The sequence below is a fragment of the Thiomicrorhabdus marina genome, assembly GCF_017571465.1.
In the GTDB taxonomy this organism is placed as follows: Bacteria; Pseudomonadota; Gammaproteobacteria; order Thiomicrospirales; family Thiomicrospiraceae; genus Thiomicrorhabdus; species Thiomicrorhabdus marina.
Genome location: NZ_JAGETV010000009.1, coordinates 44588 through 64226, shown reverse-complemented (window position 1 = coordinate 64226; position 19639 = coordinate 44588). Strand labels below are relative to the sequence as shown.

General features: G+C 47.4%; 17 protein-coding genes. 12 read left to right on the top strand and 5 right to left on the bottom strand.

The window, feature by feature from the left end; genetic code table 11:
- Window position 1: 1 nt before the first annotated feature.
- The 9 genes from J3998_RS06965 (at window position 2) to J3998_RS06925 (ending at window position 11128) form a co-directional block, all read left to right on the top strand.
- Window positions 2-1162 carry an efflux RND transporter periplasmic adaptor subunit gene (locus J3998_RS06965; protein ID WP_208149164.1) on the top strand — a complete coding sequence of 387 codons (1161 nt, stop codon included), beginning with the start codon at window positions 2-4 and terminating at the stop codon, window positions 1160-1162.
- Window positions 1159-2307, top strand: a complete 1149-nt coding sequence (locus J3998_RS06960) for an ABC transporter permease (RefSeq protein WP_208149162.1) — start codon at window positions 1159-1161, stop codon at window positions 2305-2307. Before J3998_RS06965 ends, J3998_RS06960 begins: the two co-directional genes overlap by 4 nt.
- A 2-nt stretch (window positions 2308-2309) precedes the next feature.
- Entirely contained in the window at window positions 2310-3017 is a 708-nt protein-coding gene (locus J3998_RS06955; RefSeq protein WP_208149160.1) for an ABC transporter ATP-binding protein, read from the top strand.
- 76 nt (window positions 3018-3093) lie between these two features.
- On the top strand, window positions 3094-3774 hold the full coding sequence (locus J3998_RS06950) for a response regulator transcription factor (RefSeq protein WP_208149158.1): 681 nt from the start codon (window positions 3094-3096) through the stop codon (window positions 3772-3774).
- 13 nt (window positions 3775-3787) lie between these two features.
- On the top strand, window positions 3788-5155 hold the full coding sequence (locus J3998_RS06945) for a sensor histidine kinase (RefSeq protein ID WP_208149156.1): 1368 nt from the start codon (window positions 3788-3790) through the stop codon (window positions 5153-5155).
- A 174-nt stretch (window positions 5156-5329) separates the two neighbouring features.
- Window positions 5330-6565: a TolC family protein gene (locus J3998_RS06940; protein WP_208149154.1), complete on the top strand. Its 1236-nt coding sequence runs from the start codon at window positions 5330-5332 to the stop codon at window positions 6563-6565.
- Between the two features lie 16 nt (window positions 6566-6581).
- The gene (locus J3998_RS06935) at window positions 6582-7703 is read left to right on the top strand and encodes an efflux RND transporter periplasmic adaptor subunit (protein WP_208149152.1); all 1122 of its coding nucleotides are present in this window, start codon (window positions 6582-6584) and stop codon (window positions 7701-7703) included.
- A 7-nt stretch (window positions 7704-7710) separates the two neighbouring features.
- Window positions 7711-10812: an efflux RND transporter permease subunit gene (locus tag J3998_RS06930; protein ID WP_208149150.1), complete on the top strand. Its 3102-nt coding sequence runs from the start codon at window positions 7711-7713 to the stop codon at window positions 10810-10812.
- 1 nt (window position 10813) lies between these two features.
- Window positions 10814-11128 (top strand): DUF3240 family protein, encoded by a 315-nt coding sequence (locus tag J3998_RS06925; RefSeq protein ID WP_208149148.1) that lies wholly within the window; start codon window positions 10814-10816, stop codon window positions 11126-11128.
- Between the two features lie 123 nt (window positions 11129-11251).
- Here the strand turns inward: J3998_RS06925 and adk are convergent, their stop codons facing one another.
- The 5 genes from adk to J3998_RS06900 form a co-directional block, all read right to left on the bottom strand.
- Window positions 11252-11899 carry an adenylate kinase gene (adk, locus tag J3998_RS06920; protein WP_208149146.1) on the bottom strand — a complete coding sequence of 216 codons (648 nt, stop codon included), beginning with the start codon at window positions 11897-11899 and terminating at the stop codon, window positions 11252-11254.
- A 59-nt stretch (window positions 11900-11958) separates the two neighbouring features.
- Window positions 11959-12843, bottom strand: a complete 885-nt coding sequence (locus tag J3998_RS06915) for a fructosamine kinase family protein (protein WP_208149144.1) — start codon at window positions 12841-12843, stop codon at window positions 11959-11961.
- On the bottom strand, window positions 12843-15413 hold the full coding sequence (locus J3998_RS06910; protein ID WP_243750644.1) for a penicillin-binding protein 1A: 2571 nt from the start codon (window positions 15411-15413) through the stop codon (window positions 12843-12845). Before J3998_RS06910 ends, J3998_RS06915 begins: the two co-directional genes overlap by 1 nt.
- A 299-nt stretch (window positions 15414-15712) precedes the next feature.
- Window positions 15713-15928 (bottom strand): hypothetical protein, encoded by a 216-nt coding sequence (locus J3998_RS06905; protein ID WP_208149142.1) that lies wholly within the window; start codon window positions 15926-15928, stop codon window positions 15713-15715.
- Window positions 15929-16091: 163 nt separating this feature from the next.
- Window positions 16092-16991, bottom strand: a complete 900-nt coding sequence (locus J3998_RS06900) for a YicC/YloC family endoribonuclease (RefSeq protein WP_243750643.1) — start codon at window positions 16989-16991, stop codon at window positions 16092-16094.
- 99 nt (window positions 16992-17090) lie between these two features.
- On the opposite strand from J3998_RS06900, the gene rph reads away from it, so the two are divergent.
- Genes rph through J3998_RS06885 form a run of 3 tightly spaced genes read left to right on the top strand, consistent with a single transcriptional unit; the run spans window position 17091 to window position 19636 of the window.
- The gene (gene rph, locus J3998_RS06895) at window positions 17091-17807 is read left to right on the top strand and encodes a ribonuclease PH (RefSeq protein WP_243750646.1); all 717 of its coding nucleotides are present in this window, start codon (window positions 17091-17093) and stop codon (window positions 17805-17807) included.
- Between the two features lies 1 nt (window position 17808).
- Window positions 17809-18414, top strand: a complete 606-nt coding sequence (rdgB, locus tag J3998_RS06890; RefSeq protein WP_208149138.1) for an RdgB/HAM1 family non-canonical purine NTP pyrophosphatase — start codon at window positions 17809-17811, stop codon at window positions 18412-18414.
- Between the two features lies 1 nt (window position 18415).
- On the top strand, window positions 18416-19636 hold the full coding sequence (locus J3998_RS06885) for a multidrug effflux MFS transporter (RefSeq protein WP_208149127.1): 1221 nt from the start codon (window positions 18416-18418) through the stop codon (window positions 19634-19636).
- The last annotated feature ends 3 nt before the right edge of the window (window positions 19637-19639 follow it).

The window sequence follows — 19639 nt, the reverse complement described above, 5'->3', positions numbered from 1 at the left end:
GATGAAAAAATCTTGGCGACTTTGGGGAGGCTTACTCCTTTTGGTAGTGCTCTTGGTAGCGCTTTTTTACACGCGTGTTTATCAACCGAAATCGACCTATCAAACGCTACAGCCGACGCAAGGCGAGTTTAAAGTTTGGGTGCAAGGGCTTGGCGAATTGGGCGCGCAACGTTTTTACCCGCTTGGTTTTACCGGTAACGGTCGTTTAACCGAAACGCGAGTGGACCAAGGCGACAAGGTGGTAAAAGGTCAATTATTGGCGCAACTGGATGCGGCTGAATTAACCGCGACACTGGGCGAAATGCAGGCCTTGCAGAGTAAGACACGTCTGGAAGTAAAAGCCAATCTTCAAGATATAGAGTTGGATCAAGAACGCTATGATTTAGCGAAATTGGCGCATAATCGCAATAAATCATTGCTGAAACGTAAGATGATTTCGCAAGCGGTTTTCGATCAAAGTGAGTCGGCGATGATGCAAGCCGAGATCGCTGTGAAAAGTGCGCGCACCCGTTTGACTTTAGTCAAAGCGGAGCTGCAGCGAATCGAGAAAAGCCTTGAGGTAATCGAGGTCAAACTGAATAATTTGAAGCTGTATGCGCCGGAAAATTTATTTGTGGTTGAACGTTTGGCGGAAGCTGGCGAGAGCGTTGTTCCAGGACAGGCAATTTTTAAAGTATTGGAACCGCAATCCTTATGGGTCAAGGCTTATATTGATGAACGGGTTAGCGGCAAATTAGCGCTGAATCAACTGGCTGAAATTGTCCTGCGTTCAAAATCTAAGCAGCAGTATCAAGGGTTTGTAAAACGGATTGATGCACAGAGCGATGCAGTCACCTTGGAGCGCGTGGTGTATATCGGTTTTCAGTCGGATTTGCCGCCACCGTTTCTGTTTGAGCAGGCGCAGGTGAAGATTCATACCGATACTTTGCCGGATGTATGGATTCTGCCGAATAAGGTGTTGAGTATGCATAAGGAGCAACAGGGCGTTTGGCTGAAGCAAGACGGCCGTGCTCAGTTTGTGCCATTGACGATTGCGGCCGCCAATCCTCAAGCATTCGCATTGGCTAAGCAAGATAACCCGCAACTTAATGCAGACAGTGTGTTGATTGTGCCGGATAAAAGCAAAAAACCGCTGTTTAACGGCGCGCGAGTCTTTCCATGATTAATCTCGCCTATAAAGATATTCGCCATACACTGAGCAAGTTTTTGGTGACGGCAATGGGCGTCGGAATGCTGTTGGGGATTGTGTTGATTATGATCGGCGTCTATCGCGGCATGGCCGACGATGCGCGGATGTTGCTGCGAGATATCAATGCTGATTTATGGGTGGTGCAACAACAGACGTTGGGGCCTTTTGCCGAGTCGTCACGCTTGCATCAAGACACTCAAGATATTCTGCGCGCTCTGGATGGGGTTGATAAAACCGCCGCCCTGACGTTACAAAATATTCAACTCTACAACCGTCAGCAACAAGCCGTTCGAGTTATGGCTGTCGGTTTTGATCCGGCGGGTGATTTTCAGGTTATTCCTGCGCAGCGCATCCTTGCCGGGCGAAGTTTACGGGCACAGCATTTTGAGATGGTGGTCACTGATAAAACCGGTTTTCAACTCGGCGAACAGATTGCATTAGGGCGCGATACCTATCATGTGGTCGGTGTGGTGCAGGGCAGCGTTTCTTCAAGTGGCGATCCGTTGGTGTATATCAGTCTTAAAGACGCCCAGAATGTGCAATTCTCTTATTCCAATCCAAGAATCCGCAACGACCGTGCACGAGGTCTGCTTGGGCAAAATACCCAATTGGTGAATACCGTGGTGGCCAAGGTTCGCCCCGGCTATAGCGCGCAAGAAGTGGCCGAGCAGATAGAAACTTGGAAGCATTTGACCGCTTATACCCATGAGCAACAAGCGACCATCCTCAGTCGTAACGTCATTGAGCGTTCCTCCAAACAGATTGGCCTGTTTACCGCAATTTTAGTCTTGGTCAGCGGCATTATTATCGGCTTGATTATTTACACCATGACCTTGGAGAAAATTAAAGAGATTTCGATTATGAAGCTTATCGGCATTCCTAACCGAATGGTGGTGAAAATGATTATGCAGGAAACCTTGCTGCTTGGCGCCATCGCTTTTGTCTTCGGGAATATTTTCGCGCATTTGATTTACGCCCAATTTCCAAAGCGCGTGGTGCTTATGTGGAATGATTCTTTATTGTTATTTGCGATTATTTTGACCGCCTCGTTTTTGGCTTCTTTAGTCGGCGTTTATAAAGTTATGAAAGCCGACCCGGCTTCGGCAATAGGAGGTTAGCGATGAGCACAGGTATTCGTATCGAAAATCTGCAGAAAACCTACGGCCAGGGTGATAATGCGGTTGAGGTAATCAAAGGGGCAAGTTTTGAAGTACAGCGTGGCGAACTGGCGGCGTTAATTGCGCCGAGCGGTGCCGGAAAAAGCACTTTGTTAATGATGATTGGCTGTGTTTTGGAACCCAGTGGCGGTGAAATTTGGTTGGGCGACACGCAAGTTTATGCAGATCGTTGGACGACCAAAGATGCCCGAACGATTCGCCGTGAAAAAATCGGCTTTATTTTTCAGGCGCATTACCTGATTCCCTTTTTGAATGTGTTGGAGAATGTCTCCTTGCTTCCGCAAACCAATAAAGAGCCGGAAGCGGTGATTCGCAAGCGTGCCACGCAATTATTGGACTATCTGGGCTTGGGCGAAAAGTTGCATGCCATGCCGAGCGATTTATCTGGCGGGCAAAATCAGCGGGTGGCGATTGCCCGTGCCTTGGCAACCGAACCGCAGATTATTCTGGCCGATGAACCGACCGCCGCTTTGGATATTGAACGCGCGCATAGTGTCGCTAAACTGCTGCGCCAGATAGCCAAGGAACAGCAAGTGGCGATTATTATGGTTACCCATGATGAACGTTTGCTGCCGTATTGCGATAAAATCTTGAAAATTAACGAAGGAAAAATCGATACTAGTCAGGTTGAGTCCGACCAAGTTATTTAATGCAAATGTCCGATTGTAGGATGGCGGCAAAGTTTATAAACTGCATTTCTATTGAATGATTGTTAGGTAAGCTGCCATGAAATTGTTGCTGGTTGAAGATGAAACGTTGTTGCTGGAAAAGATGCAGCAGCGTTTAAGTGAAAAAGGTGCTTTGGTCGATATTGCCGATAGCGGTACGGATGGTCTGTTTAACTTGCAGGAGTTTGGCTATGACGCGGTGATTCTCGATTTGGGCTTGCCGGATATCAGCGGTTTGCAAGTGCTCCAGCAACTGCGTGCCGAAGAAGGGGTTAATCAACGGGTTCCGGTATTGATTTTGAGCGCGCGCGACAGTTGGCAAGAAAAAGTGGCCGGCTTGAAAAGCGGCGCCGACGATTATCTTGGTAAGCCTTTTGAATTTGAAGAATTATGGGCGCGTTTAGAAGTCTTGGCGCGCCGCAACCTTGATACTGCCAGCCGAGACAACATTCAATTTGGCGACTTAAGTTTAGATTTGAATGACAAAACGTTACACGTTGGTGCGGAACATTTTAATTTAACCTTGACTGAATTTCGTCTGCTGCAATTCTTTTTCGCTAACCCGAATCGGGTGTTTTCTAAAGACCAGCTGTCGGAACGTATTTCCGACCAACATCAAGATCGAGAATCGAATGTTATTGAAGTTTATATTCGTAAATTGCGGAAGATGATTGGCAAAGAGCCTATTCAGACCCTGCGCGGTATGGGGTACAAATTTGTGCCGCCTAAATCGAATTAGTTCGGGGGTGTTTATGTTGTTCCGCTCTTCAGCAACCGGTTCTACGTCGATTCAAAAGCAACTTTTCGTCACCTTAACGTTCAGCTTGGTTACCATTTTCGGGGTTTTTTGGTGGCTGTCGCAAACGGCATTGCACACCATTAGCGAATCCTATGTTTTGACGCGCTTAGAGCATGATAAAAATCTCGTTGCTGACCATTTAGTGCGTTCCGGCGATTTGTGGATGATGGATCATTCCAGTATCGGCCCGATTTATATGACACCGCAATCAGGTCATTACTATGTTATTCAAACACCGAAGGATACGCTCTATTCGCCGTCGTTGAATGGTTTCAGAATGTTAGAAAAAGCCAGTGATAACATCGTCGACATCTATGAAACCAAGGGGCCAATGGGGGATGTGTTATTGGTTCGCTCGGAAAGTATGCTTTTAGATGGTCAGAAACTGCGGATTTACATTGCCGAAAATCATTCACCGATCCAGCAGATGGTATTACGCTATGACTTGCTGTTCGCATTATTTACTTTGTTTGCTTTACTGAGTTTGTATTTCCTGCATCGCTGGTTATTAAGGCGTGCCTTCAATCGTTTGAATCCGCTTGAGCAACAATTGCAGGCATTTCAGCTTGGTCAGAGTCTAGAGTTAGATAAAGCGAGTTATCCGCAGGAAGTGCATTCGTTATTGAACAGTTTACAACTGGCATTGGAAAAGTCGCGTCTGCAGTTTGAGCAGTCACGCCAGCATAATTCCAATTTGTCGCACAGTTTGAAAACGCCTCTTAACCTGATTTTTCAGTTGATTGAGGATCAAAATCTTCAGCAATACCCGCAACTGAGAGAGCAACTTAAGCAGCAGAGCCAATTGATTCTTGCATTGATTGAGAGAGAATTGAAAGCAGAACGTTTCGCTCAAAATCAGGTTATTGCGCCTTTGCCGTTGCAAGATTTGGTCACTGATTTGCAGAATAGTTTCTCTCAGCTGTATCAGCAGAAAAACATTCAACTGCATTGTGATTTTGCTCAGGATGCGCAGTTGCTGATGGAGCAGGAAGATGCTTTCGAACTGTTCGGTAATTTGCTCGATAATGCTTATAAATGGGCGCATGGCAACGTGTATTGTAAGATCGATGAGCACGGCTTAAGTATTGAAGACGATGGTCCCGGAGTATCTGATGATAAGCTCCATCGCTTAGAAATGCGTGGTTTCCGTACTGACGAAACTAAGCCGGGGCATGGTATTGGTTTATCGATTGTCAAGCAGTTGGCAGAAGCTTATAAAGCCAAATTGCATTTTAGTCATTCGTCATTTGGTGGTTTAAAAGTACAGGTTTGCTTTAAGGAAGCGCAGAACAAGTTCAAATGGCTTCAAACACCTCGCTGAAGTCAATGGGGGCTTATTCTGCGCTTCCTTAACCAAGTAATTATCAAAAATTAAAGACCGTTCGGTCGAAGAATGAATTCATTTTCAGCTTCAATTCAGCTTCCATTTTTATAATTCGTCTTGGATTTTCATAATCCCGGAATAAAAATGCCAACCAAAAGAATGAGTGATTTCATGCAGAAACCATTTCTAAAGTACCCTAGCTGGTCTCTGCTATGGCTGATTTCTATCGGCTTTAGCGGGCAAACTCTCGCGGCCAGTGAAGTCAGTGCCGACTATGCCAAGTTAGTCGATCAAGTGATGCAGACGCAACCACAGCAGATGCAACAGCAATCAACCAGTGAATTGGCGAAACAGTATAAAAATCAAGCCGAACGTTGGATTAGTGATGACCTTTCGCTGCATCTGAAACATGAAAACGATGCGCTTCTGAGCGATGACGGTGTACGTAATTATGAAGTCGGTGCGCAAGCAACCGTGCAACTCCCGAAACAGCAACAAGCGTGGCAGAATCTTGCTGAGCAAACCCGCTCGCTGAATGGTGCTCAGCAGAACTATCTTCGTTGGTTAGCCTCTGGAAAATTGCGTGATGTGAGCTGGCAATATCGCCGCGCCGAAGTGCAAAAAAATGCCGCAGATCGCGCATATCAGCAAGCTGAAGAATTGCTGAACAAAGTGCAGTTGAAAAAGAAAGCTGGTGACGCGACCGAGCTGGATTTAGTGATGGCGCAATCCAAAGCGGTAGAGTTGGAAACCGCCAAAGAGAACGCGCGTTTTCAATTCGAGTTGGCAGCTAAACAGTTCAAGCAGTGGACCAAAACCGATCAGGTACCGATGAATACTTCGGAAGACCCGCAACAAATTTTAAACGCCGAGCAACATCCCTATCTGGCTTGGCTACAAGCGCAAATGCAGGTAGCGCAAGCTCAGGTCGGCAAGTCGAAGGCCGAGCAAGCCATCGCGCCAAGCGTTTACTTCGGCGCAATTCACGATCAAGCGCCGGGCTCCGATCACAGCACTTTGGTGGCGCAACTATCGATTCCATTAGGAATGGATCAGAAAAAACAGATTGCCGTTGCCGAAGAGCAAGTCAACCTGACTAATAGCCGCGTGACCTTGGCGCAAGCGCAGCTGGATTTACAAGTACAAGCTCAAGAAGCATTGCAACATGTCGAGCAGCTGCGTCAGCAGTATGTTTTGTTGCAACAGAATGTCTCGCTTGGTGAAAGCAAATTACAGATGATGGAAAAGGCCTATCAGTTGGGCGCCGTGAATATCGAATCCTTGATTCGCGCACAGCAAAGTTTCCTAGAAGTCAGCAAACAGCTGGCGCTTGTTACCGTGGAAATTGCTAAGTCGGTAGCCAATTTGAACCAAATCAACGGCCATGTCCTTGTCGCCTATAAGTAACCGAGTGGAGTCGAAAATGACCAATTTAAACAAATCATTGCCATTACACAGCGTACTGTTTGTGGGACTAACCCTATTCGGCTTTGGCGGTGCTCAGGCGGAAAACGCCAATATTCAATTGAACTCGCAGCAGTGGCAAGCGATGGGTATTCAAACCGCGCAAGCGCAAGCGGTTTCGCAAGTGCCGAGTATGCCGATGCAGGCGATTGCGATGATGCCGATTCATAGCATGCAGAATTTCAATAGCCCGATTGACGGCCAAGTGGTCGAGTTACGCCGTGTGCACGGTGAAGTGGCCGAAGGTGAAGTGATTGCGGTATTGGACAGTGCGCAATTGGTGGTAATGCAGACCGAACTATTGGGCGTTGTGACCGAATTGCAAGTTGCCAATAAATCTTTGCAACGTAGCAAACAGCTGAATGCCAGTGGGGTGACATCAACCAAGCAGCTACAAGCGGCGCAAGCATTGGTGACGCAATTACGTTCGCAGCTGGCCGAGAAAAAAGAGACTTTGCGTCTGGCCGGTTTTGACCAAGCGCGGATGGATAAACTGCTGAAAACCAATAAAACTCAGGGCAGTAAGCTGAATATCAGCGCACCGGTTGCTGGGCAGTTGGATGAAATGCAGATTCGTCTAGGGCAGCGTCTTATCGCTAATCAGGCGTTATTCAGCATGGGCACCATTGACCCGATTGTGTTGGATGTTCGAGTGCCAGTCAGTATGCGCGCCCAACTTGAAGAAGGTATGACGGTTGCGGTCGATGGATTTAGCGAACAGGGCGAAATCCGTCATTTGGAAAACCAAATCGATGAGCTGACTCAGACCTTTGAAGTGCATGTGATTTTCTCGAATCCGCAGCGCAAGATTCTGCCGGGTCAGTCGGTCAGCGTACGTTTTTTGACTAAGCAAGCGCAGGCGTATCGTGCGCCGATTAATTCGGTGGCGCAGTTTGAGGGTGAGACGGTCGTGTTTACTCAGCCGAGTGCACAAAAAGTGGCAACCCAAGCCGTGCAAATTTTGCAAATGGATGCTGAAAATATGTATTTCACCGCTGACAAATTTGATGCGGCAACGCCTTTGATTACCGAAGGAACGACAGCAATTAAATTGGCGTTAAGCGCTTCAGAGGAAGAATAGGCCAGCTATGTTAAGTCGTTTTCTACAATTCTTTCTCGTTCAGCGCACTTTGGTGTTGCTGATTGTTCTCGTGCTGGTCGGCGCAGGCTGGCAAGCGTTCCAAAAAATTCCAATTGATGCTTTTCCGGATGTTTCGCCGACGCAGGTAAAGATGATTTTCAAAGCGCCAGGGATGACTCCGTCCGAAGTTGAACAGCGCGTGATTGCGCCGCTTGAACAGGAACTGCTCGGTTTGCCGAATCAAGAGGTTTTGCGTTCTTTGGCTAAGTACGCCTTGGCGGATATTACCATCGATTTCAAAGAAGGCACTGATATCTACTGGGCGCGTCAACAGGTTGCCGAGCGTCTCGGTAATGCAGATTTACCACCGGGAATCACCGGCGGTATGGCACCGTTATCAACGCCGTTAAGTGATGTGTTTATGTTCACCATTGAGGGCGATGCGCTCAATAATATGGAAAAACGCGACTTGTTGGACTGGGTGATTCGTCCTGCGCTCCGTTCGGTGCCGGGTGTTGCCGATGTCAACGTGCTTGGCGGTTTAGCACGCGTCTATGCGGTGAAACCGGATTACCAAAAACTGGCGACTTACCAAGTCGGTGTCGAGCAGTTGATTGAAGTGCTACAGCAAAACAACCGTAACGATGGTGCCGGTCGTTTGAACCAAGGTGAAGAAGTGCTGTTGGTTCGAACTCAAGGCAGTTTGGAATCGATTGAGCAGATTGAACAGTTGATTATCGCTTACCGTAATAGTGCGCCGATTTACCTGAAAGACGTTGCGAAGGTTGAAGTTGATTCGATTTATCGCAACGGTGCGGTCACGCAAAACGGCGAAGCGGAAGCGGTGCAAGGTTTGGTAATGGCGTTGCGAGGTGCCAATGCGCGTGAAGTGGTGACGGGCATTCGTGACCGTTTGGCGGAACTGGAACCGGCCTTTCCGAAAGGCATTGAAATCAGCGTCTTCTACGACCGTGGCGACTTGGTCAATACGGCGATTTTCGGGGTTTCCAAAGCACTGGCGGAAGCAGTGGTTTTGGTACTGCTGGTTCTATTGGTTTTTCTAGGAAATGTCCGCGCGGCTCTGGCGGTCGCCTTGATTCTACCGCTAGCGGCGTTAAGTACCTTTATCCTGATGCGTTGGTTCGGTCTGTCGGCTAACTTGATGTCGTTGGGTGGTTTGGCAATCGCTATCGGTATGTTGGTCGATGCCGCCGTGGTGGTGGTCGAGAATATCGTCTCGCATCAAGAAAAAGCCTTACAACAAGGGCAACGCCTGCCTAAGATGCACATTATTTTCCGTGCCTTGAAAGAGGTCTCGGTGCCGGTTATTTCCGGGATTCTGATTATTATGACGGTATTCTTGCCGCTGCTGACTCTGTCTGGGCTGGAAGGAAAACTGTTTGTGCCGGTGGCGATTACTATTATCTTCGCGCTGGGTGCGTCGTTGCTACTGTCGCTGACGGTGATTCCGACCTTGTCGTCGTTTATTCTAGGTAAGCCGCAGCACCAAGAGCCGTGGCTGATTCGTAAGATTTCTGCCGTTTATCAACCGATTCTAAAATGGGCCTTGGCGCATGATAAAACCGTGGTGTTGGCGGCGCTGTTTGGCTTGGCGGTAGCGGTGCTCGGGTTCACGCAGGTCGGTAAAACCTTTATTCCGCAAATGGATGAAGGCTATGTTATTTTGCAGATTGAAAAGAATCCGTCGGTCAGTTTGGATGCATCAACCAATCTGGATCGTCTTATCCAGAAGACCTTGATGCAAGAGGTGCCGGAAATTCAACGCATTGTGGCGCGTGTCGGCTCGGATGAAATCGGTATGGATCCGATGAGTTTGAATGATACCGACTCTTTCTTGGTTCTGAAGCCGAAACAAGAGTGGCGCATGGAAACCAAAGACGAATTGATTGAAGCGATTCGTCAGTCGTTGGAAGCTAATTTTCCGGGGGTGAATTACGCCTTTACTCAGCCGATTCAGATGCGTGTTGATGAGATGTTGACCGGTGCGCGTGGTGACGTGGCGATTAAGATTTTTGGAGATAATCCGCAAGAGCTGAACGAAGTCGCGAAGGAAATGGTAAAAATGGTGGAAGGCATCGACGGTGCGCAAGACGTCTTTACCCCGACCAACGATGGCCTGCGCTATCTACAACTGAATGTTGACCCGATTATGGCCGGTAAATTGGGCATGAGCGTCACGCAGGTTGAAGAGCTGTTGCGTGTGCAAATCAACGGTATGGAAGTTGGTTATCTATACCAAGGCGTGCGTCGTATTCCATTGATTGTGCGTGCTGGCGAAGCACAGAAGAGTTCGATTTTGGCGATGCTGCAACAGCCGATGACGATCAATAGCCCACTGGGTATGCATACGGTAATGTTGAATCAGCTAGTCAAAGCCGAAGAAGTTGAAGGTCCGGTCTCGATTCAACGTGAGCAGAGCAAACGTTTTGCGGTTGTGGTCTCGAATGTCTCCGGTCGCGACTTGGTTGGTTTTGTTGAAGAAGCCAAAGCTAAGGCGCGTGAACTGTCGATTCCGGCCGGTTACTACTTCGAGTGGGGCGGTCAGTTCGAGAATCAGCAACGTGCCGCACAGACATTAAGTATTGTGGTGCCGATTGCGCTGGGCTTAATCTTCTTGATTCTATTTAGTACCTTTAGCTCAATTCCGCAAGCGGTGATGGTGATGGCCAACGTACCGTTCGCGCTTATCGGTGGCGTCATGGCGCTGTGGATAACCGGTGAATATCTTTCGGTTCCAGCCTCGGTCGGCTTTATCGCCCTGCTCGGTATCGCGGTCTTGAACGGGGTGGTGATGATTAGTTACTTTAACCAATTGTTGTCACAAGGTATGGCCTTAGCGGATGTTGTGGTGCAAGGCGCTATGCGTCGTCTGCGTCCGGTATTGATGACGGCATCGATTGCCGCTTTAGGCTTGGTACCATTGGTGTTTGCCGAAGGTCCAGGCTCGGAAATCCAGCGCCCACTGGCGATTGTGGTAATTGGTGGCTTGATTAGTTCGACCTTACTGACGCTATTGATTTTGCCGATTATCTATCGTCGTTTTAATAAGGTGGCAACACCGCAAGCTGAATTAGCGGGGGAGAAATAAGATGAGTCTGCCACAACACTTTGAACAATGCATCTTCCGCTTGCAGTTCGACAGCGACATTTACGACGGGGTAACCGACGCCTTGTTAAGTTATGCACACCGTGAGTTGACGTTTGTCGCATTGCCGGTGCAGGCGCATACTTATCCACTGGAAAACATTACCGAGCAGGTGTCTGGTTATAAAGACAAGACGCTTTTGGAGGTGACTATTCAGTGTGACGAAGCGCAGGCAATCTATCAGCACCTGCGTTCTGAACTGCCAAGCGCAAACTTACAGTTGCAGTTAATGCCGTTGCTAACACCGCAATGGCTTTAAAGCTATTGCGAGAAGCAAATCCATTGTTAAAAATTTACTTCTTTCATAACGCTTTAAAAAACTGTTTATAAAAGCAAAAAAGGCGCTCAATGAGCGCCTTTCTTCGTTTGGGCTGAAGTACGATTATTTCAGCGCTGCACGGATAGCGGTTTCAACGTCATCAATAGCTTGAGTACCATCAATCGTGATGTATTTCAGGGTATCGATTTTGTCCGCTGCGTCTTTGTAGTAACCCACTAGCGGTGCTGTTTGGTCATGGTAAACGCGTAGACGGTCTAGAACCACTTCCGGTTTGTCGTCGTCACGTTGAACTAGGTCTTCGCCGGTAATGTCGTCTTTACCTTCAACCTTAGGTGGGTTGTATACCAAGTGATAAGTACGACCAGAAGCCAAGTGCGCACGACGACCAGACATACGTTCAACAATCACTTCGTCCGGTACGTCGATTTCGATAACTGCATCGATAGCAACGCCTGCATCTGCCAGAGCATCCGCTTGTGGAACGGTACGTGGGAAACCGTCTAGTAGGAAACCGTTTGCACAGTCGTCCAGCGCGATACGTTCTTTCACCATACCGATGATGATTTCGTCGGTTACCAGTTCACCAGCATCAATTGCTGCTTTCGCTTGCATACCTAGCTCAGTACCGGCTTTGATTGCCGCACGCAGCATGTCGCCAGTTGAGATTTGCGGAATTGAGAACTCTTTGGTTAGAAACTGAGCTTGCGTACCTTTACCGGCACCTGGAGCGCCTAATAGAATGCATTTCATGGTTGTTATCCTAAAAATTATGTAGTTTGAATTCGGAAATTGTCGCTATTATACGGAAGCTATTTGGCTTGCGCCAATAGTGTCTGAATCATATTGTCGGCTTGCTGCTGGTAATGGCCGCCAAACAGATTGAAATGATTAAGGAGGTGATACAGGTTATAGAGGTTTTTGCGTTTAGCGTAGCCTTTATCTAAGGGGAATACTTCTTTATAACCGTCATAGAAAGCATTGCTGAAACCGCCGAAAAGTTCGGTCATGGCGATATCGGTTTCGTGGTCGCCGTAGTAGCTGGCCGGATCGAAAATCATCGCATCGCCGTCGCTATTGAAAGCGCTATTTCCGCCCCATAGGTCACCATGTAGTAAGGACGCTTTTGGTTGATAATCCTGAAACCAGAAATCCAGTTTGTCGATCAGTTGATAACCTCGGTCAGCCGTTGACGATGATATGCCGCGTTCGCGTGCCATTTGAATTTGCGGCTTAAGACGCATTTGCCCGTAGAACTCAATCCAGTTACTGCACCAGTCATTGCGTTGCGGAGTCAGACCGATAAAGTTGTCTTCTTGCCAACCGAATGGCTTCGCGGAATCGTTTAGGTGATGATGCATTAACGCTAAATCGCGACCGCGTTGGAAATCATCGCCACGGCTGCTCATCTCGACAAAATCCAATAGCAACCATGCATGGTTCTTAAAAGTGCCGCTGGCAATCGCTTTAGGCACCAGAATACTGTTGCTATCGGCAATGGTTTGCAGGCCCAGCATTTCGCTACGGAACATATCGTAATGACTAACCAGATTGGTTTTCAGGAAAAAATTTCCCTGATTGGTATGTAACTTAAACGCCTGACTGATATCGCCACCGGCAATGTTTTTGGCAGTATAAATCTCTAGCTCTTGTTCGAGCTGGGCTGAGATTTTTACCGCCAGTTCAGTCCAGTTCATTAGTCAAATAATTCATCAGTTAAGGTTTCAATCTGACGGGTAGAAACTTTCGGAATTTCCGGCGCGCGTTCTTCGCGGAAAATTTCATACAGTGCGTCCGGATTATCTGGTGTGACAGCTAATCCGGTTTCTTTACTGACTGGAATTTGCACAATACCCGATGGCATTTGCAGCGGTTGGTTTGGTTGATTTTGCAATGCGAGTTGCATGTAATCCATCCAAATCGGTAGTGCAGCTCGACCGCCAACTTCATAACGACCTAGCGTCGATGGTTTATCGAAACCGAACCAAACGGTGGTAGTGATATTCGGGTTAAAGCCGGAGAACCATGCATCTTTCTGGTCGTTGGTGGTACCCGTCTTACCGGCGATGTCTTCACGTTTTAGCGCACGAGCACGTTTACCGGAACCGTAAGCAATAACGTCCTGCATAATGCTACTCATAATATATGCATTACGTTCTTCGATAACGCGCGGTGCATTGTTTTGACCTTGGCAACTGGCGCTCTTACAAACCTTTTTCGGATCGGCTTTATATAGCAAATCGCCGTTAAAATCGCGAACTTCATCAATTAAATACGGTTCAATTAGGTAACCGCCGTTAGAGAAGGTTGCATAACCGCGTGCCACTTGTTCAGGTGTTAATTCCACTGCACCAAGCGATAACGATAAATTTTTGTGCGCATTCAGTTCGCTTGCGGGGAAGCCGAAGTTTTTAAAGTAATCGACCGCGGTATTGATACTGATTCGTTGCATTAGGCGAATCGAAACTAAGTTACGTGACAGCGCCAAAGCCTTACGCAAACGCGTCGGGCCATAGTATTGGCCGGAGTAGTTTTCCGGGCGCCAGTAATCTTCTAAATTGCGGTCATGGAAAACCACTGGTGCATCATTGATGGTTGTCGCTGCCGTCATGCCTTCGTTTAGAGCAGCTGAATATAGGAATGGTTTGATATTCGAGCCGACTTGACGCTTTCCTTGAGTGGCGCGGTTGAACTTACTGCGGAAGTAATCATAACCGCCGACCAGTGCAAGGATGCGGCCGCTATTGCTGTCCATCGAGATTAATGCTGATTCCGCTAGCGGATCTTGTGCTAATTGCCAGCGTTTATCGAGTTTTTGTACATAGATAAGGTCACCGACTTTTAAGATGTCTTTGGCTGATTTTGGAGCATATTTTTTGCGGTTGACGCTGATGTATTCCGCCGCCCATTTCATGTCAGTAAATTGCAGTTGTGCAGTATCGCCGTTTTCGATCAGAATCTTTGGTTCGCCTTTATTGAAACCGGTTACTGCGGCCACCAATAAGTCACCATAATTAGTGGTGTCCTGCATTAATTGCAGAAGCATTTCGGTGTCATTTAACAATGCGGAATCGACATTTTGAATCGCACCGCGATAACCGTGGCGGCGTTCATAATCTTGCAAGCCTTCGCGTATGGAAGATGTAGCGCGTTTCTGTAAAGCACTATCCAAAGTGGTGACAATGGTTAGGCCATTTTGCAATGCTTCTTCTCCGAAACGTTCCAATACGAATGCACGCGCCTGTTCGGCAACATAGTCGGCTTCGACTTCGATAATCGGGCCATGCAACTCGGCATGAACGTCAACCGCCAGACCTTTTTGCATCTCTTCGTCAGTAATGAAATTCAATTCATTCATACGGCGTAGTACATAGTCACGACGCAGTTTGGCACGTGCGGCATTGCGAATCGGATTATAGGCCGACGGCGCTTTCGGTAGGCCGGCAATCATCGCGTATTCGTTGATATCCAATTCGCTTAGCTCTTTACCGTAGTAAGTTTGCGCGGCGGCAGCAACACCGTAGGAACGGTAGCCAAGGAAAATCTTGTTCAGATAGAGCGCCATGATTTCCTGCTTCGACAGCTCGTTCTCGATTTTGTAGGAAAGTACGATTTCATTTAGCTTGCGTAGATAGGTCTTCTCTTTAGTTAGGAAGAAGTTACGTGCCACCTGCATAGTGATGGTCGAACCACCGGATTTTTTCTCACCAGTGGTGACTAGATGGTAAACCGCACGCGCCAGACCTTTAAAATCAACGCCGCCATGCTCGAAGAAGTTCTCGTCTTCGGCGGCAATAATTGCTTGTGTCATGCGCTCCGGAATTTCGTGATATTCAAGTGGTACACGTTTCTTGGTACCGATTTCGGTAATCAACTTGTCGTCTTGGGTAACGATGCGTAACGGAACTTGGTAAGTCACTTCTTTTAGCTCGCTGACTTCCGGTAAGCTCGGATAAACAGTCAAATAATAAAAACTCGCGGCCGCTAAGGGTAAGGCGACAAAGAAACTGACGAAATTAAACCAGAAAAAGTATTTAAAGACGCGTTTGAAAAACGGCGGCTTTTGGGGCTTTTTCGATGGGCGGCCACGACGAGCTACAGGTTTTTTGGTAGCGGTACGTTTTTTAGATGCAGGTGCTTTTGCCGGTGCGCGTTTACGAGTGGTTTTGCTGGCAGTGGATTTGCGTGGTGTGTCGCCCATGATGTCCTTTGCTGAGCCAATTGACGGCATGTCGTTATCGTTAACAGATGGCTTATCGTTACTCATTGTCTACTCAGTTTAATCAATCGCTAAATGTCTGCTTTTCAAGCCCAAAGTACCTGAATATTGCGAAATATGACGAGAAGCCTCGACACTTTTTGAAAGCCGCGAGTAATATTGTCAAAGCATTTTAAGTGCTGATAATTATAGCGGTTTCTGCGTTTCGCTTGCGAGCTTTTGTTGTTGGATTTTCAACTTATCGATAAAGCGGCGTTTTCCAGATAAAGCGCTGTTTAGCGTCTCGTTGTGTAGAAAACAAAAAACCCGGCAGAGCCGGGTTTTAGGTAGTAAAACTTAAGTGTTGCTTAAGATTTCTTAGAGTAACGACCTGTTTTAATGTCGCTCCACATAAGTAAAAGGTTACCACCAACAATGTAAGCGATTGTCAAAACAACGCCTGCAAGACCGATCGCTACTTGTAGAGATTGCGGCAAAATATCTGCCCAAATACCAAGTAGTACGGCTAATGGAATTACTACTGTAATGACCAAAACCAGTAGCATTTTTGTTAAGTTACTCATAGTTCCTGCGCCTCAGTAAACAATTAGGATGTTTGTAACAGGCAAACTATACTGCGGTTATTGGCAAAATTCAATCTTCGCCCTTGATTTTGGGTAAGTTTGTCAGTAAGTGAGAAGTTTGCCCAAAGTGTATTGGTAAAGGCTTATAAAGCCAGTTTATTACTCACTCGATATTCTGCACCTGTTCTCTCATTTGTTCGATTAGGACTTTTAAATCGACGCTGGCTTGGCTGGTTCGTGAATCAACCGATTTAGAGCCTAGTGTATTGGCTTCGCGATTCAGTTCTTGCATTAGAAAATCCAATCTACGACCAATCGGTTCGCCACTCTGCAAAACATGACGTACTTCTTTCACTTGTACGGCTAAACGATCCAATTCTTCGGCGACGTCGATTTTTTGCGCCAATAATGCAATTTCTTGATGCAGACGCTGTTCTTCAACATTGGCTTGTAGATGTTCTAAACGTTGGCGAATCTTCATGACTTGGTTCTGCTGAATGTCGCTTAGAATCGGTTGTAGATTGGCCAGAATTTTTTCAATCGCCTCGCAACGCTGTTCAATCATCGTTTTCAATGCGTCACCTTCACGAGCGCGATGTGCTTTTAAATCGGCGATGGTTTGTTCTAATCCAGCCAATAAAGCGTGTTGCAAATCCTTCTCTTGTTCGGCGAAAGAGTCATCTTGCTCTTGCAAGACACCCGGCCATTGCAAAAGTTCCAACGGATTTAAAGCGGTCGCTTCTGGGAGTTGCTGCTGCACTTCGCAAATCGCCTCATTCAGCGCTTGCAAGGTGGCGGAATTGAGCTGTAAAGAGGCAGCATTACTCTGTTTAATGCTTAAGCTGACGTCAATCTTACCGCGTGCAAAATTGGCTTTCAGTTGCTCGCGAATCGGCATTTCCAGATAACGAAGATTATCGTTAATGCGGAAATTGATTTCCAAGTAGCGCTGATTGACCGAACGTAATTCCCAGCTGAATTGGGTCTGTGAATTTTCGTCTTGTAGTTGATGTTGACTGCGGGCGAAAGCGGTCATGCTGTATACAGGTTGCTTTGAATCCATTTTGTTTCCATTTAGGCAGCGACTATGGCTAAACCGAATCGTTTATAATGCCGTCATTCTATATGTTTCGAAGGATTAATAATGAGTAATAGCGAGAGTCTGCGCCCAAGTGGTCGAGCGGCAAACCAACTGCGCCAAGTCAAAATCACCAAGGATTTTACCAAGCACGCCGAAGGTTCGGTATTGATTGAGTTTGGTGATACGCAAGTAATTTGCAATGCCAGTGTCGAAGAGCGTGTACCGCCTTGGTTGCGTGGTCAAGGTCAAGGTTGGGTCACTTCTGAGTATGGCATGTTGCCGCGCTCGACAGGTTCGCGTATGCGTCGTGAAGCCACCGCTGGTAAACAGAGCGGTCGTACTCAGGAAATCCAGCGCCTGATTGGCCGTTCATTACGCGCGGCAGTGGATTTGAAAAAACTGGGCGAACGCACCATTCATGTCGATTGCGATGTGATTCAGGCCGACGGCGGAACTCGCACAGCATCGATCACCGGCGGTTATGTGGCCTTGTCGATGGCGATTGAAAAACTGTTGGCGGACGGTTTGTTGAGCGAATCGCCAATGGTACAGCAGGTGGCGTCAATTTCGGTTGGTGTTTATCAAGGTACGCCGGTTTTGGATTTGGATTACGCTGAAGACTCGACTGCTGAGACTGATATGAACCTAGTGATGACCGACAGCGGCCACTTTATTGAAGTTCAGGGTACGGCAGAAGGCGCGCCTTATTCGATGGATGAGTTGCAAGCAATGTTGGCGCTGGGTCAGAAAGGCATTGGTGAATTGACACAGATGCAACGTGACGCTTTGGGAGCTTGAAATGCAAAAGGTGGTTTTAGCCAGCGGCAATAAAGGAAAACTCAAAGAGATGAGCGAAATCCTTGCGCCATATGGCTTTGATATTGTGCCGCAGAGCGAGTTTTTTAGCGACGAAGCTGACGAAACCGGTTTAAGTTTTATCGAGAATGCGATTTTGAAAGCGCGTTTTGCTGCGGAAAAAAGCGGCCTGCCGGCGATTGCCGATGATTCGGGCATTGAGGTCAGCGCATTGAACGGCAAACCGGGCATCTATTCGGCGCGCTACTCGGAAGGTGAAGTGCAACAGGTTTCTGATGAAAGCAATTTGCAGAAACTGTTGACGGATATGCAAGATGTTGCTGATGATAAACGCCAAGCCAGCTATTACTGTGCGATGGTATATGTTGCGCATGCTGAAGATCCGACGCCGATTATTGGCCTAGGTCGTTGGTACGGTGAAATTTTGCGCGAAAAACGTGGTGACGGCGGTTTTGGCTATGATCCGGTTTTTTGGGTTGATGAGTTCGGCAAAGCGTCAGCAGAATTGAGCAAAGAACAGAAAAACCAAGTCAGTCATCGTGCTCAAGCGTTGAACGCTTTGCTAATGCAGCTTCACAGAGGAGCTTAACATGAGTATCCAGAAAACGGCTATTTCGCCATTATGGTTGATTACTGTAGTTGCGGTGGTCAGTATGTTGGCGCCGTTTTCAATTGATACTTATCTGCCGTCTTTTCCGGCAATTGAAGCTGAACTGGATGTTAGCCGTCATGTTTTAACTCAAAGTTTGGCGGTGTATCTAGGTTGCTTTGCTTTGGCGACCTTGATCTGGGGACCTTTAGCTGATCGTTTTGGACGGCGTAAAATCGTGCTGATTAGCTTACTCGGTTATCTCGGTGCTGCACTATTGTGCGCTTTGGCTCAAGATTACCAGCATCTGTTAATCGGACGTGCCCTTCAAGGTATTATGGCCGCAGGATCCTTGGTTGCCAGTCGCGCCATGATTCGCGATTATTTTTCGGGTGCTCGGGCGCAGAGCGCATTAGCTGTAGTGATGATGTTGTTTACGGTGGCACCGGCAATCGCTCCGATTATTGGTGGCTATTTAGAGGTACATTTCGGTTGGCGTTCGGTGTTTTATTTCTTAGCGTTTTATGCGTTGGTGTTGTGGCTGATGTTTGCCTGGCAGATTGCTGAAACTCAAGACCCAGAGCACGTGCAGTCGATTCATCCGAAACAGCTGCTGCGTTCTTACACTGATACCTTAAAACATCCATTGTTTCTGCGTTTAGCGCTATTGCAAGGTTTGTTGATTGGTGGCTTTTTTATCTATGTCGCCTCTTCGGCCAGCCTTATTTATGAGCATTTAGGCTGGCAGGAGCAAGATTTTTGGCGATTGTTTATCCCGATGGTCGGCGGAATTTTGCTGGGCTCGATGCTATCGCACCGTCTTGCTGAAAAAACGTTACCGATTAAATTGGTCTCGCAAGCTTTACTGATAGCATTTGTAGCGATTGCCATCAATAGCAGTATCCATTTAATTGGTGATACCAGTGCGTTTTGGGCAATTGCGCCGTTGAGTGTTTATGCGCTCGGTTTTGCACTGGCCAATCCCGGTTTAAGTGTGCTCGGTTTGGATTGTTTGCCGAACAAGCGCGGTATGGCGGCGTCGTTGCAAAGTTTGATGCAGATGGGTACTGCGGCTTTGGTTACCGCACTTGTCGTGCCTTGGGTAGAACACAGCTTATTGGCAATGGCTTTAGCACAAGCAGCCATGTTGGTGATTGCCGTACTCTTGTGGTGGAGTTTGCACCGCCGACCATCTTTTCAGCATTTAACTCATTCGCATTAACTA

Coding starts and splice junctions, on each gene's coding strand:
- J3998_RS06965 (WP_208149164.1), top strand. CDS start 2: ATGAAAAAATCTTGGCGACTTTGGGGAGGCTTACTCCTTTTGGTAGTG.
- J3998_RS06960 (WP_208149162.1), top strand. CDS start 1,159: ATGATTAATCTCGCCTATAAAGATATTCGCCATACACTGAGCAAGTTT.
- J3998_RS06955 (WP_208149160.1), top strand. CDS start 2,310: ATGAGCACAGGTATTCGTATCGAAAATCTGCAGAAAACCTACGGCCAG.
- J3998_RS06950 (WP_208149158.1), top strand. CDS start 3,094: ATGAAATTGTTGCTGGTTGAAGATGAAACGTTGTTGCTGGAAAAGATG.
- J3998_RS06945 (WP_208149156.1), top strand. CDS start 3,788: ATGTTGTTCCGCTCTTCAGCAACCGGTTCTACGTCGATTCAAAAGCAA.
- J3998_RS06940 (WP_208149154.1), top strand. CDS start 5,330: ATGCAGAAACCATTTCTAAAGTACCCTAGCTGGTCTCTGCTATGGCTG.
- J3998_RS06935 (WP_208149152.1), top strand. CDS start 6,582: ATGACCAATTTAAACAAATCATTGCCATTACACAGCGTACTGTTTGTG.
- J3998_RS06930 (WP_208149150.1), top strand. CDS start 7,711: ATGTTAAGTCGTTTTCTACAATTCTTTCTCGTTCAGCGCACTTTGGTG.
- J3998_RS06925 (WP_208149148.1), top strand. CDS start 10,814: ATGAGTCTGCCACAACACTTTGAACAATGCATCTTCCGCTTGCAGTTC.
- adk (WP_208149146.1), bottom strand. CDS start 11,899: ATGAAATGCATTCTATTAGGCGCTCCAGGTGCCGGTAAAGGTACGCAA.
- J3998_RS06915 (WP_208149144.1), bottom strand. CDS start 12,843: ATGAACTGGACTGAACTGGCGGTAAAAATCTCAGCCCAGCTCGAACAA.
- J3998_RS06910 (WP_243750644.1), bottom strand. CDS start 15,413: ATGAGTAACGATAAGCCATCTGTTAACGATAACGACATGCCGTCAATT.
- J3998_RS06905 (WP_208149142.1), bottom strand. CDS start 15,928: ATGAGTAACTTAACAAAAATGCTACTGGTTTTGGTCATTACAGTAGTA.
- J3998_RS06900 (WP_243750643.1), bottom strand. CDS start 16,991: ATGGATTCAAAGCAACCTGTATACAGCATGACCGCTTTCGCCCGCAGT.
- rdgB (WP_208149138.1), top strand. CDS start 17,809: ATGCAAAAGGTGGTTTTAGCCAGCGGCAATAAAGGAAAACTCAAAGAG.
- J3998_RS06885 (WP_208149127.1), top strand. CDS start 18,416: ATGAGTATCCAGAAAACGGCTATTTCGCCATTATGGTTGATTACTGTA.